This window comes from Marinobacter sp. LV10R510-11A, from assembly GCF_900215155.1.
In the GTDB taxonomy this organism is placed as follows: domain Bacteria; phylum Pseudomonadota; class Gammaproteobacteria; order Pseudomonadales; family Oleiphilaceae; genus Marinobacter.
The window spans coordinates 601,268-614,335 of record NZ_LT907980.1 but is presented as its reverse complement, the minus strand read 5'-3'; the positions used below and the strand labels follow the sequence as shown (position 1 = coordinate 614,335).

At 52.8% G+C, this 13,068-nt stretch carries 14 protein-coding genes; 12 read left to right on the top strand and 2 right to left on the bottom strand.

Going from position 1 to position 13,068, the window contains the following annotated elements; translation table 11 throughout:
* The first annotated feature begins 1 nt into the window (after window position 1).
* The 7 genes from CPH80_RS03025 (at window position 2) to CPH80_RS02995 (ending at window position 6,406) form a co-directional block, all read left to right on the top strand.
* The gene (locus CPH80_RS03025; RefSeq protein ID WP_096275556.1) at window positions 2-913 is read left to right on the top strand and encodes an AAA family ATPase; all 912 of its coding nucleotides are present in this window, start codon (window positions 2-4) and stop codon (window positions 911-913) included.
* Between the two features lie 156 nt (window positions 914-1,069).
* Window positions 1,070-2,023: a thioredoxin-disulfide reductase gene (gene trxB, locus CPH80_RS03020; protein WP_096275555.1), complete on the top strand. Its 954-nt coding sequence runs from the start codon at window positions 1,070-1,072 to the stop codon at window positions 2,021-2,023.
* 21 nt (window positions 2,024-2,044) lie between these two features.
* Window positions 2,045-2,758, top strand: coding sequence for a leucyl/phenylalanyl-tRNA--protein transferase (gene aat / locus CPH80_RS03015; protein WP_096275554.1), 714 nt, complete (start codon window positions 2,045-2,047; stop codon window positions 2,756-2,758).
* The gene (locus CPH80_RS03010) at window positions 2,759-3,472 is read left to right on the top strand and encodes an arginyltransferase (protein ID WP_096275553.1); all 714 of its coding nucleotides are present in this window, start codon (window positions 2,759-2,761) and stop codon (window positions 3,470-3,472) included. It begins immediately after the preceding gene.
* Window positions 3,473-3,580: 108 nt separating this feature from the next.
* Window positions 3,581-3,799 carry a translation initiation factor IF-1 gene (infA, locus tag CPH80_RS03005; protein ID WP_071263575.1) on the top strand — a complete coding sequence of 73 codons (219 nt, stop codon included), beginning with the start codon at window positions 3,581-3,583 and terminating at the stop codon, window positions 3,797-3,799.
* Window positions 3,800-3,961: 162 nt separating this feature from the next.
* Entirely contained in the window at window positions 3,962-4,933 is a 972-nt protein-coding gene (locus tag CPH80_RS03000) for an IS1595 family transposase (RefSeq protein ID WP_096275552.1), read from the top strand.
* Window positions 4,934-4,975: 42 nt separating this feature from the next.
* On the top strand, window positions 4,976-6,406 hold the full coding sequence (locus CPH80_RS02995) for a hypothetical protein (RefSeq protein ID WP_096275551.1): 1,431 nt from the start codon (window positions 4,976-4,978) through the stop codon (window positions 6,404-6,406).
* A gap of 240 nt (window positions 6,407-6,646) precedes the next feature.
* Here CPH80_RS02995 and clpA read toward each other — a convergent pair whose 3' ends face one another.
* Both clpA and clpS read right to left on the bottom strand, forming a co-directional pair.
* Window positions 6,647-8,917, bottom strand: a complete 2,271-nt coding sequence (clpA, locus tag CPH80_RS02990) for an ATP-dependent Clp protease ATP-binding subunit ClpA (RefSeq protein WP_096275550.1) — start codon at window positions 8,915-8,917, stop codon at window positions 6,647-6,649.
* Between the two features lie 18 nt (window positions 8,918-8,935).
* A complete protein-coding gene (clpS, locus tag CPH80_RS02985; RefSeq protein ID WP_096281345.1) occupies window positions 8,936-9,295 on the bottom strand; it encodes an ATP-dependent Clp protease adapter ClpS in 360 nt (119 codons plus the stop codon).
* 313 nt (window positions 9,296-9,608) lie between these two features.
* On the opposite strand from clpS, the gene CPH80_RS23125 reads away from it, so the two are divergent.
* From CPH80_RS23125 to hflD, 5 genes are all read left to right on the top strand, one after another.
* Window positions 9,609-9,926, top strand: a complete 318-nt coding sequence (locus tag CPH80_RS23125; RefSeq protein WP_096275549.1) for a cold shock domain-containing protein — start codon at window positions 9,609-9,611, stop codon at window positions 9,924-9,926.
* 173 nt (window positions 9,927-10,099) lie between these two features.
* Window positions 10,100-10,744 carry a pseudouridine synthase gene (locus CPH80_RS02975; RefSeq protein ID WP_096275548.1) on the top strand — a complete coding sequence of 215 codons (645 nt, stop codon included), beginning with the start codon at window positions 10,100-10,102 and terminating at the stop codon, window positions 10,742-10,744.
* A complete protein-coding gene (locus CPH80_RS02970; RefSeq protein ID WP_096275547.1) occupies window positions 10,741-11,190 on the top strand; it encodes an NUDIX hydrolase in 450 nt (149 codons plus the stop codon). The genes CPH80_RS02975 and CPH80_RS02970 overlap by 4 nt, the downstream gene beginning before the upstream one ends.
* A gap of 51 nt (window positions 11,191-11,241) precedes the next feature.
* Window positions 11,242-12,423: a tRNA 2-thiouridine(34) synthase MnmA gene (gene mnmA, locus CPH80_RS02965; protein ID WP_096275546.1), complete on the top strand. Its 1,182-nt coding sequence runs from the start codon at window positions 11,242-11,244 to the stop codon at window positions 12,421-12,423.
* Window positions 12,420-13,064, top strand: a complete 645-nt coding sequence (hflD, locus tag CPH80_RS02960; protein WP_096275545.1) for a high frequency lysogenization protein HflD — start codon at window positions 12,420-12,422, stop codon at window positions 13,062-13,064. The genes mnmA and hflD overlap by 4 nt, the downstream gene beginning before the upstream one ends.
* The last annotated feature ends 4 nt before the right edge of the window (window positions 13,065-13,068 follow it).

Below are 13,068 nucleotides of genomic sequence, written 5' to 3'. Positions count from 1 at the left end.
TATGAAAAAACTGGTAGACACTGTTGTTGCCGAGCTCAACCAGATCCTCCTCGGCAAGGAGCACCAAGTTCGCTTGGCCCTTTGCGGTTTGCTTGCCAAGGGCCACCTGCTGATTGAAGACATTCCTGGCATGGGCAAAACCACCCTGGCCCACGCTTTAGCCAAAGCCATGGGACTTAGCTACCAGCGCATTCAGTTCACCAACGACCTGCTGCCCGCCGACGTATTGGGTTACTCCATGTACGACAAGCAAGCCGGTAGCCTGATATTCCACCCGGGGCCTATATTCGCTCAGGTTGTGCTGGCAGATGAAATCAACAGAGCTTCACCACGAACCCAAAGCGCACTACTTGAAGCCATGGAAGAGCGCCAAGTGTCCATTGAAGGCGAAACCCGCCCGCTACCACACCCGTTCTTCGTGATTGCCACACAGAACCCGACAGAACAGGGTGGCACCTACCCCTTGCCTGAATCCCAGCTCGACCGGTTTCTGATGCGTATCCGGCTTGGCTACCCAGACCCCAGGGCTGAAAGAGAGCTGCTAGAAGGCGAAGACCGCCGAGCAATGACCGACCGGCTCAGCACCTTGCTTACCGAAGCCGATCTAGCAAAGCTCCAAGACGAAGTAAGTCGCGTGACCACAAGCCCGGCCTTGCTGGACTACATTCAGCGCCTGCTTGAACAAAGCCGTCGGATGCCCGGACTGCTATACGGCTTATCGCCGAGAGCCGGGCTTGGGCTACTTCGAGCCACAAAGGCCTGGGCCCTAATGGAAGGCCGCCAGCACGCACTGCCCGACGACATTCAGGCCGTCTTCCCGGCTATTGCCGAGCACCGGCTTGAACAGGGCGAATCTGGGAAAAGCGCTGAGCGCGTACGGCAACTGCTCACCACTGTTTCCGTATTGGGATAGAGTGCAGGGATAGAGTGCAGGGCTAATAGCAAAGCTTTATCAGTGGTATTGGCCAAAACAACTGGAAGGCCACTGCATTCGTGGTAGCCTTCCCATCTTCCTCGCATTGCTGGCTCTGAAAGAGCCCGACACGTACCGTTTTAGTGAGAGACACTCATGAGCGAAACCAAACACTCCCGGTTAATCATCCTCGGCTCCGGCCCCGCTGGGTACACAGCTGCTGTTTATGCAGCCAGAGCAAACTTGAACCCGACACTGATAACCGGCATTGAAGTCGGTGGCCAGCTCACCACCACCACCGACGTAGATAACTGGCCCGGCGACAACGAAGGCGTTCAAGGCCCGGAACTCATGCAGCGCATGCTCAAACACGCCGAGCGCTTTGAAACCAGCATCGTGTACGACACCATTAACGAAGCTGACCTACAAAGCCGCCCCTTCCGCCTCAAAGGCGACGGCGGCGAGTACACCTGTGATTCCCTGATCATCGCCACGGGTGCAACCGCCATGTACCTAGGCCTGGAGTCCGAAGAGCGCTTCAAAGGCCAAGGCGTATCCGCTTGCGCCACCTGCGACGGCTTTTTCTACAAAAAACAGAAAGTCGCCGTTATCGGCGGCGGCAACACCGCCGTTGAAGAAGCCCTATACCTCTCCAACATCGCCGCAGAAGTCACCTTGGTTCATCGCCGCGACAGCCTGCGTGCCGAAAAAATCCTTCAGGACAAGCTCTTCGAAAAAGCGGAGAACGGCAACGTTAATATCGTCTGGGATCACACTCTCGACGAAGTATTGGGCGACGGCACCGGCGTTACCGGCATGCGCATCAGAAGCATGAAAGACGGCGCCACACAGGATTTTGACCTGGCCGGCGTGTTCATCGCCATCGGACACAAGCCCAACACCGGCCTGTTCGAAGGCCAGCTGAACATGGAAAACGGGTACATTAAAATCCAATCCGGCCTAGAGGGCATGGCCACTCAGGCCAGCATTCCAGGCGTATTCGCCGCCGGTGACGTAGCTGACCACGTTTATCGCCAAGCCGTCACCTCTGCCGGCTTCGGTTGCATGGCTGCCTTGGATGCAGAAAAGTTTTTGGATCAGCAGGATTAAAGCCGACAGACTGAAGTCAAGATGACCTCACTACCCTGGTTAGAATCCGACCAACTGTGGTTCCCCCCAGCAAAAGAAGCCCTCGATGACCCCGATGGCCTTCTTGCGCTGGGGGGCGACCTTTCTACAGAGCGCCTGGTTCTCGCGTACCGCAGCGGCATATTCCCTTGGTACAGCGACGACCAGCCCATACTCTGGTGGTCCCCGGACCCCAGGTGCGTACTGTTTCCAAAAAACATCCACATTTCCCGAAGCCTGCGCAGAACCCTTAACCAACGCCGCTTTCGAGTAACCACTGACCAAGCCTTCGGCCGCGTCATCCGCCTGTGCGCCTCCACCCGCAGCGAAGGCACCTGGATAACCGACGACATGATCGCCAGTTACTGCGAACTGCACCGCCAAGGCGTTGCTCACTCCATCGAAGTGTGGAACCAGCAAGGCGAACTAGCCGGCGGCATGTACGGCCTCGCCATCGGACAATGCTTCTTCGGCGAATCCATGTTCTCCCTGGAAACCAACGCCTCCAAAGTGTTGATGGTTCATCTTGCCCACCAACTGCATGACTGGGGCTACAAAATCATGGACTGCCAAGTGGAAAGCGACCACTTACTCAGCATGGGCGCGCACACCCTACCCAGAAGCGATTTTTTATCTATAATCGGTATATACGCAGACAGAAAACCGAATCAGCCCGACTGGACACTCCACTGGCAATGGCATGGGCCGGAGGCATAAATGAGTAGTCTCAGAACCCTGGTATTCTTCGCAACACCTGCCCACGACTGCAGCTATCTTCCTGATCGCGAAGCAACAACCATGTTTGTCGATCCGCGCGCCAACATCGACAAAAAGCTGTACAGCCAACTCACATCACTGGGCTTTCGGCGTAGTGGATCCCATTATTATCGGCCCCATTGCGAAGCATGCAACGCCTGCATTCCGGTACGGTTAAACGTAAATGACTTCCTCCCAGACCGCAGCCAGCGTCGGGTGATGAAAAAGAATAACGACCTTGAATGCATACTGGTACCTGCAACGTTTAGCGAAAGCTATTATCAGTTGTACGCCAACTATGTAGAATTGAGACACAAAGACGGCGACATGTACCCACCGTCACGGGAACAGTTCACATCGTTTCTCATAGAAGGCACGACAAATTCTTTGTTTCTGGAAATGCGGAAAAACGGAGAACTGGTAGCGTTGGCCGCGGTGGATACCCTGGATGACGGGCTCTCAGCCATATACACCGTATTCGACCCGGCCTTGGAACATAGAAGCCTGGGCACCTTCGCGGTTCTCTGGCAAATCGAAGAGACCCGTCGTCGCGACCTACCTCACCTTTACTTAGGCTACTGGATAGAACAGTGCCAGAAGATGAATTACAAAACCCGCTTCAAGCCTACAGAAGCATTGCAGGATGGTCAGTGGCGATCATTAGACGTCTCTTAGGGCTTTTTTCATGGGTGTTTGTTCACATACTTTGCCAAACGCTGATAAATCAGGCAGAATTGCGCAATTTAAAATTACGGAAAGTATTCCAAAAGAGGTTTTTACTGAATGGCGAAGACAGATGCTATTGAAATGGAAGGCGTTATTCTTGATACCCTTCCAAACACCATGTTCCGGGTTGAGCTGAGCAACGGCCACGTTGTCACTGCTCACATTTCCGGCAAGATGCGTAAAAACTATATCCGCATCCTGACCGGAGACAAGGTTAAAGTTGAGTTAACGCCTTACGATCTGAGCAAAGGCCGGATTGTGTACCGCGCCCGCTAAGGCAACATCGAAAAGCATAAAAAAACCGCTGCATCACTGCAAGCCATTTACCTTAAGTGTGGCTGAGGTTACTGACAAAACCGCTAGAAGCGCCTATACTACTGTATATACAGGGCGCTGTTGTGCTTACCTGTTGGTGGTCTACACTTACTCCATACCTGAATGTATTTGGAGGCTACCGTGCAGCACGATGATTTCAACGACCTTCTACGCCGCGTTCCTGACTTCACCACCCCACAGTTGAAAAGGCTACGGCATCATATTGAAAAACGCGTCAAACTGGATGCTGTTTACGAGACGCTGACGGCCAGTGAAGAGGCGGTTACCCAGTGCCCTTATTGCCAGTCCAAGACGTTTATTCGCTGGGGATCATCCGAGAATGAGCGCCAGCGCTACCGCTGTAAACGTTGCGCAAAGACCTTCAACGCGCTGGTGGGTAGCCCGCTGTACCGCATGCGTAAAGAAGAGCTCTGGCTAGAGTATGTGGAAACGATGCGCTATGGCCTATCCCTACGCAAAGCGGCCAAGGTGACCGGTGTCAGCCTACGCACGGCCTTTCGTTGGCGTCATGCCTTTCTAAGCAGTCCCAGAGATCATAAGGCTACGTCGTTGTCCGGCATCATCGAGGCCGACGAGACATTCCTGCCGGAGTCCTTCAAGGGAAAAAAGACGATGCCTCGGCCAGCCCGTAAACGTGGGGGCGGTAAGGTGACTCTGGTGCCCATCGCATTGGCGCTGGATCGCTCCGGACACATTACCCACCATGTTCTAGAGCACGACACTAAGGAGGAAATTATCGCAGCCTTGGCCCCAGTGATCCGCGAGAACTCCGTCTTGTGCACAGATGGCAACCTTTCCTATGTAGAAATGGTGAAGACGTTTGACCATATTGAGCATAAGCGATTGATTGCGAAGGATAACAGCCGGGTTATTGAGGGTGTTTACCACATCCAGACCCTGAACAATTTTACCCAACGCTGGAAGGGTTGGCTTAAGCGCTTCCACGGTGTCGGAACGGCCCGCGTGGACAATTACCTGGCGTGGTTCCGCTTTATGGACGAAAGGGAGGAGTTTCAAGATATTGTTTGGGTTCGGGGGGCGATTCCCAGTTTGGAGTGGCCTGCCAACAGGTAAGCACAACAGCGCCATATACAGACAGTATAGGCGCTTCTTTTTATGGGAAAGAAATCTTTCCAGAATAAACCGCCCCGCATTCCCTTCCCGTTCGAAGGTATTCAAGTCAATGGATGTCGAAATCCGACGTGTGAGAATTTTTTAACGCTTAGTCCGATCAAAAATATTGATGGATGTGAAGGGGGTATTCCTGAAGCCTTCCAGAGAGGCGGCGGATCCTATCGTCTATCTGGAAGGGGTAAAGCCAAGGCATCTCTGATTTGTGAGATTTGCTCCAAGAAAAAAGCTCTGGGTGAAGATGTTAATGCTGTATCAACCGCTCTAAAGAGTAATCAGGCTGTCCACGAAGAGCTTAGTAGGATATCGAGCCACCTAGATCCAAAATCAATTATCTGCCCAAACTCAAAATGCTCAAGCAATATGGATAAAAAGCCTATTTCCGTCAAAAAGAATGGCAAAACGACTAGCGGAAACCAAAGGTATATTTGCCTCCACTGTCGGAAGAGTTTTTGTGGTAAACCGAAGGCTCGCAAGCACTCCAAGCCTCATTTAAACAGGTTACTATTCAAGCTCCTGGTCAACAAACAACCGATCAACCGTATTGCTGATGTTTTGGATATTTCAGAAAAAACGGTTTACGACAAAATCAGATTTATTCATCGCCAGTGTTATGTTCCCGATTCGTCGGAGAACATCGATCAAACAAAAAGTCTTCCTAATCGCGGTGCCTTGGTTCATAACGAATACACCATGCTGGCTCACTTCTTTTTACTGAAACGGTTTTTCAGGAGCACAGGGAAAACTCGCTTCTTTCTGGATCTGGATAGCGGGATGAAGACGGCCTATATTTCTGCGTTTCGTGAGGAAATTGGAGAAGGCCGATCCGATGGGTTCTTAGTTAGGGCTTCGAAAAATAAAACAAATGATGAGAAAGAAAAGCTGGTAGCAAATTTCAAACGCATGGTTTCCAAAATGTCAGGAACCCCAGTCAAACAGCTGACCTTCAAAATCCTAATGGATGTAACTAACGGAATTATCGCGGAGCGTTTAAAGAAACCCATTAAGGTTCCGAACTCGCCTGAGTTTTGGATTGAGCATCCTTGGGTGTCCAAGGCAGAGCCGGAGAAAATGGTGGCTGCGGTGACGAATGTGTCTAGGTACGACATTCTGCACCAGGCCAACCTCTACCGCATGGTGCCCCTAGCTCCAGTAGATCGCTTTTTTATGAATATCCGCAGGATGTCTATGTACTTTGAAAGGCCATTCCAGTCAGGCACCGGGATGGGGCGCATCTGGCACGGATACTCTGCATATAACCCTGAGATGTACACAATAGTGGGTGACATATTCAGGATTCATTACAACTACTGCACAAGATCAAAGAAAAAGGACACACCCGCCATGAAACTGGGACTTGCAAAAGCCCCAGTCACTGTCGAGAAAATCATTTATTACAATCGATATGCTGGATAGAGTTGACCGGCTAATTCAAGTCAAAAGCTCAGGCTTTTTTCGTTAGGAAGCAGGGATGCCAAAACGTCTGCGTTCAGAAATTTTGAACGAAAAAAAGCCAGTGATTTTTGGTCACTGGCTTTTCTTACTTGGCTTGCCCAAGCTCAGCCACACTTAAGGTAAATGGCTTGGCATCACTGCAGCGGTTTTTTGTGGGCGACTGTTGTGCCAGCCTGTAAGTGTGCCAGCCTGCCAGCCGTCTTAAACGGCCTCTGCAGGCTCGTCCTCATAATCGAAGACCAACTCGTCATCCTTGAGGTGGATGAAAACATCACCACCTTTCTCAGATAAGCTGCCAAACAGGATCTGCTCAGCAAGCGGACGCTTGATCTTGTCTTGGATCAGACGAGCCATGGGGCGCGCGCCCATGGTGACATCGTAGCCTTTGTCCGCCAGCCAAAGCTTCGCGGCTTCGTCCACATGCAACGCCACGTGCTTGTCATCCAGCTGTGCCTGCAACTCAGTCAGGAACTTATCCACCACATGGGTGATGCTGTCCCTCTGCAAGTCTCCGAACTGGATAATGGTATCCAGGCGGTTACGGAATTCAGGCGTGAATGTCTTGCTGATAATTTCCATACCATCACTGCTGTGATCCTGCTCGCTAAAGCCCATCGAGCGGCGAGCCATGCTTTCAGCTCCGGCGTTGGTGGTCATCACAAGAATAACGTGGCGGAAGTCAGCCTTGCGCCCGTTGTTATCGGTCAGTGTGCCGTGATCCATCACCTGCAGAAGCAGGTTAAAGACTTCAGGGTGTGCCTTCTCGATTTCGTCCAGCAACAACACACAGTGCGGGTGCTTGTTAACGGATTCTGTTAATAAACCACCCTGGTCATAACCGACATACCCCGGGGGTGCGCCAATAAGGCGGGAGACTGTATGGCGCTCCATGTACTCGGACATGTCGAACCGAACCAGCTCGACCCCGAGCGCTTTGGCCAGCTGTTTGGTCACCTCTGTTTTACCAACGCCTGTCGGCCCGGCAAACAAGAAGGAACCTTCTGGCTTCTCGGGCGATTTCAGGCCAGCACGCGCCAGCTTGATTGCCATCGATAGAGATTCAATGGCCGGATCCTGCCCGAATACCACCATTTTGAGATCGCGTTCCAGATTGCGCAGCAGATCCTTGTCGCTGGTGGACACGTTCCTCGGAGGAATACGAGCAATCTTAGCAACCACATCCTCAATTTCCGGAACACCAACCGTTTTCAGACGTTTGCCCTCGGGCATAAGGCGTTGCCGAGCACCCGCCTCATCAATCACATCGATGGCTTTGTCTGGAAGGTGGCGATCCGTAATGTACCTATCTGCCAGTTCCGCAGCCACGCGCAGCGCTTGGTCTGTATATTTCAGATCATGGTGCTTTTCAAAGTTCGGCTTCAGCCCTTTGAGTATCTGATAGGTATCCTCAACACTGGGCTCGTTCACATCAATCTTCTGGAAGCGACGGGCCAGCGCACTGTCTTTCTCGAAAATGCCCCGGAATTCCTGATACGTCGTAGAACCGATGCAACGGATCTCGCCTGAACTCAACATTGGCTTGAGCAGGTTCGAGGCATCCATAACTCCACCGGAAGCGGAACCCGCACCGATAATGGTATGGATCTCATCAATAAACAGAATTGCGTGCTTTTCTTTTTTCAGATCAGCAAGCAGCCCCTTGAGACGTTTCTCGAAGTCACCACGGTATTTGGTTCCCGCAAGCAACGCACCGAGATCCAGCGAATACACCACTCCGTCGGAAATGATATCCGGTACCTCGCCATCGACTATGCGTTTAGCCAGCCCTTCTGCAATCGCGGTTTTACCGACACCGGCCTCACCAACCAACAAAGGGTTATTCTTGCGTCGGCGTACGAGAATCTGCACCACACGCTCAACCTCATGCTCACGACCAATCAGCGGGTCAATGCGCCCTTGGCGAGCCTGCTCATTCAGGTTGGTTGCGTAAGTTTCCAGCGGCTTGGACTGCCCGCCCTCTTCGGCTGCCTCATCGTGTGAGATATGCTCGCCGCCGTCTTGGTCTTCTGCGCCCTGAACTCGGGAGATCCCATGGGACACAAAGTTGACGACATCGATGCGTGCAACGCTCTGCTTCTTGAGCACGTACACAGCCTGGCTTTCCTGCTCACTAAAGATAGCTACGAGCACATTGGCACCGGTAACTTCTTTCTTCCCGGAAGATTGCACATGAAAAACGGCACGCTGCAACACCCTCTGAAAGCCAAGTGTTGGCTGGGTCTCGCGCTCACCATCGCTGCTCGCAATCAGTGGCGTTGTAGAATCCACAAACTTGACCAGTTCATCGTGAAGTTGTTTTAGGTCTGCACCACAGGCTTTGAGAACTCCCACTGCCGATTCATTTTCCAGCAGAGCAAGCAATAAATGCTCTACGGTCATGAATTCATGGCGCTTGTCACGGGCACTTTTAAAGGCCGTATTCAGCGTAATTTCAAGATCTTTGCTCAACATGGGCCACCCCAACGTGTATCAGTCCGCACATTCAATCTCGCAAAGGAGCGGATGTTCGCATTCCGAGGAATACTGGTTCACCTGTGCCGCCTTTGTCTCCGCGATGTCTCGGGTATACACCCCGCATACGGCTTTTCCCTGCGTATGGACGAGCAGCATCACCTGTGTCGCCTTTTCTTCATTCATTCCGAAGAATGTCGTCAGCACATCCACAACAAAATCCATGGGTGTGAAATCGTCGTTCAAAAGCATCACTTTGTACTTAGATGGACGCTTCAGCGCAGGCTTTTCGGGAGCAACACTGAGGTCGTCGTGACGCCCCGGCTGTTCATCCTCGCCCTGATTTAATACTAGTAGAGAATTTTCGATAGTCCGCATCATTCTTTACCGCTTATCGGTGCCTTTCATTAATGTGGTTGCCGGGCCCCGGGTTTTCAAGTCAGATTCCGATCCGAGGGTGAGTTAGTTATCAATACGAACATGATACCGCTTCCGGACTGCGTTCAACCACACATTACCTTAATAGAAGGTATTGACTCGACCCTAGGTTTGGCCGAAAGTTAACCTGGAGTGTTAAATAATGTAAATACATGAGTGATTCTTGTAACTGGTTGTCGGCAAAATGTAGATTCAGAGCCTGCCAGTGAAATGAACAACAACAAGTGACAGCAGAAAAACAAGGGAGTTCATCATGCCAAGGGGTAAGGTAAAGTGGTTCAACAATGCCAAAGGGTACGGCTTCATCATAGAGGAAGGCTGCACTGACGACCTGTTTGCCCACTTTTCGTCAGTCCATATGGACGGCTACAAGACGTTGAAAGCGGGTCAGCCGGTCAATTTCGACAAAAAACCCAGTGAAAAGGGGGTGCATGCCGTCAACATCGTGCCCGAGGAGCAGGCGGGCGGGCAGGCTGAAACCCAAGCCGGCGCTTCAGATACTTCGGAAAAAACGACCGAAACGACTGAAGCGGATCGCGGAGACTACCCTCCCCGCGCTGTAAACGCCTGAAGCACATACCAGACAGGCCGTACACAGACTGAACAATCCTGCCGGATAAAATCCGGCAGGATTCAGCCCGTGCATCCAGTTCGCAAGACATTCGATCTGTCTCGCGCTATCAAACGCCTATTTTTCGAAGTACCCTCACTCTGATTTTACTTCCCCGCTCGAGAACCGTCTCCATGGCTGAACTCATCCTTTTCAACAAGCCTTTTCAGGTGCTCAGCCAGTTTACGGATACGGATGCGCCCGCGACCGCAGGGCAGAAACCGCGCTCAACCCTAGCTGACTGGGTTCGTATCCCAGGCATCTACCCCGCTGGGCGACTGGATTACGATTCCGAAGGTCTTCTTCTGCTAACCAGCAACGGCTCCCTGCAGCATCGTATTGCATCCCCCGCCCTGAAAATGGCCAAAACATATTGGGTTCAAGTTGAAGGCGATGTGTCTGCAAGCGCAATAGAAGCTCTTTGTGCCGGCGTAACCCTTAAGGATGGCCGCACCCGGCCGGCAAAAGCCCGCCGGATGGAGGAGCCAAAACTCTGGCCCAGAGTGCCACCTGTGCGCCAACGCGATACGGTGCCCACCAGCTGGCTGGAACTGACCATAACCGAAGGCAGAAACAGACAGGTGCGGCGGATGACAGCTGCCGTCGGGTTTCCAACGTTGCGGTTGATCCGCTACCGTATCGGCGACTGGTCGCTGGATGGGCTTGAGCCTGGAAAATACCGGGAAATCTCGATCAATCTCCCAGCAGCCGCGCAACCCCGAAAGCAGCCGCCGCGCGCCCGATCCGCCAAGACGCCACGGACGATCCAAAGATCATGACTTGGACACCCCATGCCACGGTAGCCGTGGTAGTTGAAGATGAACGTGGCCGCTTCTTGATGGTTGAAGAGCGCAGCGGCGGGAGAATTGTATTTAACCAGCCCGCGGGGCATGTTGAAGAAGACGAAGCCATTCTGGACGCTGTAAAGCGCGAAGCCTTGGAAGAAACGGGATGGGTAATCGAGCCAGAACACTTTCTGGGGCTCTATACCTATAAGGCACCCACAAACGGCGTAACCTACTACCGTTTCTGCTTCATAGGCAGGGCTCGCCAGCAAGTAACCGACGAACTCGACACTGGAATCATCGCTGCGCACTGGCTAACGCTGGACGACATCCGAAAACTAGGCGATAAGCTCCGTAGCCCGCTGGTTATCAAAAGCATAGAAGATTACCGAAAAGGCCGGCGTTATCCGCTGGATGTGATCGCAGACCCGCAGACGTAACCCGCACAAAATGGTAGACTCCCGCGTTTTATACCGGTGCCCAGAGCTGTCATGACGAATTCATCATCCGAAGCCCCCATTCAGGAAAACACACGCGTAATCGTCGGCATGTCCGGCGGTGTCGATTCTTCGGTTGCTGCCTGGTTATTAAAGGATCAGGGGTATCAGGTCGAAGGCCTGTTCATGAAGAACTGGGACGAAGATGACGGTACCGAATACTGCACCGCCATGACCGACCTCGCAGATGCCCAAGCGGTTGCGGATGTTATCGGCATCAAGCTGCACACTGCCAGCTTCGCCGCCGAATACTGGGATCGCGTATTCGAACACTTTCTAGCGGAATATCAGGCTGGGCGCACGCCCAACCCAGACATCCTTTGCAACAAAGAAGTGAAGTTTCGGGCCTTTCTCGACTATGCCACCACACTGGGTGCAGATTATATTGCCACTGGACATTATACCCGCCAGCGCCCGCTTGCGGATGGGTCGGGCAAAGCACTTTTACTGAAAGGTCTAGACGGCAATAAGGATCAGAGCTACTTCCTGCATGCTGTATCGGGTGATCGCATCGCTCGCACCTTGTTCCCCGTCGGTGAGCTAGAGAAACCAGAGGTGCGCCGGATCGCCGAACAACAAGGCTTTGTCACCCACGACAAGAAAGACTCAACCGGTATCTGCTTTATTGGTGAGCGTAAATTCAGCGATTTCCTAAAACAGTATCTGCCGGCCCAGCCGGGTGATATAGAAACCCCGGAAGGCAAGAAGATCGGCCGTCACCAAGGATTGATGTATCACACCATCGGCCAGCGCCAGGGTTTGGGAATTGGCGGTTTAAGCGACTTTGGGGATGACCCTTGGTACGTGGCCGAAAAAGATTTGACCCGTAACGTGTTAACAGCCGTTCAAGGCAAGCATCACCCGCTGCTGTTTTCCCGGGGGCTGCTATCAGACGCGGTTGACTGGGTGACTGCAGAGGCACCGGCACAGTCTTTCCGCTGCAAAGCCAAAACCCGCTACCGGCAGCCGGATCAGGATTGCGAAGTAACAGTGATTCAAGGCGGTGTGAAAGTGGTTTTTGATGACGCCCAAAGAGCCGTAACACCGGGACAGTCTGTGGTTTTCTATGACGGCGAAATTTGCTTGGGAGGCGGCGTGATCACTGAAACCTGGCGTGACGACGAAGCCCTCCCCGATCGCCTTTCACAGACTGGCGCACAGGAGGCTCCCCAATGAGCCGGTCAATCCACGACCAGACCTTGGCGCTAGCGGGCGTATTCCAAGCCGCCAATCTTGTACAACAAATCGCCAACAACGGCAGCTGCAACGAATCCAGCATGGAGAGCTGTCTGCGCTCACTTTTCGCCACCGACCCGGCCAACACGCTGGACGTATACGGTGGTGAGCTGACCGATATACGTGAAGGGCTGATCACGCTCTCCACCGTGATGAGTCAACAAAGCAAGCAGCAGGACATAGAGGTGCTTCGCTACGTGCTGAACCTGATCCACCTCGAATCCAAGCTCAATCGGCACAACGACATGCTGGAGGTGATTGGCAGCCGTATCGAACAGGCCCGGCATACCGCCAGCCATTTTGGCTACATCCACACAAACCTTGTCAGCAACCTGGCCTCCATTTACACGGATACCATCAGCACCTTCCGTCTGCGCATCAAGGTAAGTGGCAACCCTTCACTGCTGCTGCGGGACGAGAATGCCGCCAAAGTGCGGGCGCTCCTGCTTGCAGGGATTCGCTCTGCGGTGCTTTGGAGGCAAACCGGCGGACGTCGTTGGCAATTGGTTTTGTCGCGCCGCAAGGTGATTCAGCATGCCCGAGAACTTGCGGAGCAAGCGAACCGCTCACTTGATAACTGACCTG

Excerpts from the sequence above, each read along its gene's own strand:
- CPH80_RS03025 (WP_096275556.1), top strand. The coding sequence starts at position 2 with ATGAAAAAACTGGTAGACACTGTTGTTGCCGAGCTCAACCAGATCCTC.
- trxB (WP_096275555.1), top strand. The coding sequence starts at position 1,070 with ATGAGCGAAACCAAACACTCCCGGTTAATCATCCTCGGCTCCGGCCCC.
- aat (WP_096275554.1), top strand. The coding sequence starts at position 2,045 with ATGACCTCACTACCCTGGTTAGAATCCGACCAACTGTGGTTCCCCCCA.
- CPH80_RS03010 (WP_096275553.1), top strand. The coding sequence starts at position 2,759 with ATGAGTAGTCTCAGAACCCTGGTATTCTTCGCAACACCTGCCCACGAC.
- infA (WP_071263575.1), top strand. The coding sequence starts at position 3,581 with ATGGCGAAGACAGATGCTATTGAAATGGAAGGCGTTATTCTTGATACC.
- CPH80_RS03000 (WP_096275552.1), top strand. The coding sequence starts at position 3,962 with ATGTATTTGGAGGCTACCGTGCAGCACGATGATTTCAACGACCTTCTA.
- CPH80_RS02995 (WP_096275551.1), top strand. The coding sequence starts at position 4,976 with ATGGGAAAGAAATCTTTCCAGAATAAACCGCCCCGCATTCCCTTCCCG.
- clpA (WP_096275550.1), bottom strand. The coding sequence starts at position 8,917 with ATGTTGAGCAAAGATCTTGAAATTACGCTGAATACGGCCTTTAAAAGT.
- clpS (WP_096281345.1), bottom strand. The coding sequence starts at position 9,295 with ATGCGGACTATCGAAAATTCTCTACTAGTATTAAATCAGGGCGAGGAT.
- CPH80_RS23125 (WP_096275549.1), top strand. The coding sequence starts at position 9,609 with ATGCCAAGGGGTAAGGTAAAGTGGTTCAACAATGCCAAAGGGTACGGC.
- CPH80_RS02975 (WP_096275548.1), top strand. The coding sequence starts at position 10,100 with ATGGCTGAACTCATCCTTTTCAACAAGCCTTTTCAGGTGCTCAGCCAG.
- CPH80_RS02970 (WP_096275547.1), top strand. The coding sequence starts at position 10,741 with ATGACTTGGACACCCCATGCCACGGTAGCCGTGGTAGTTGAAGATGAA.
- mnmA (WP_096275546.1), top strand. The coding sequence starts at position 11,242 with ATGACGAATTCATCATCCGAAGCCCCCATTCAGGAAAACACACGCGTA.
- hflD (WP_096275545.1), top strand. The coding sequence starts at position 12,420 with ATGAGCCGGTCAATCCACGACCAGACCTTGGCGCTAGCGGGCGTATTC.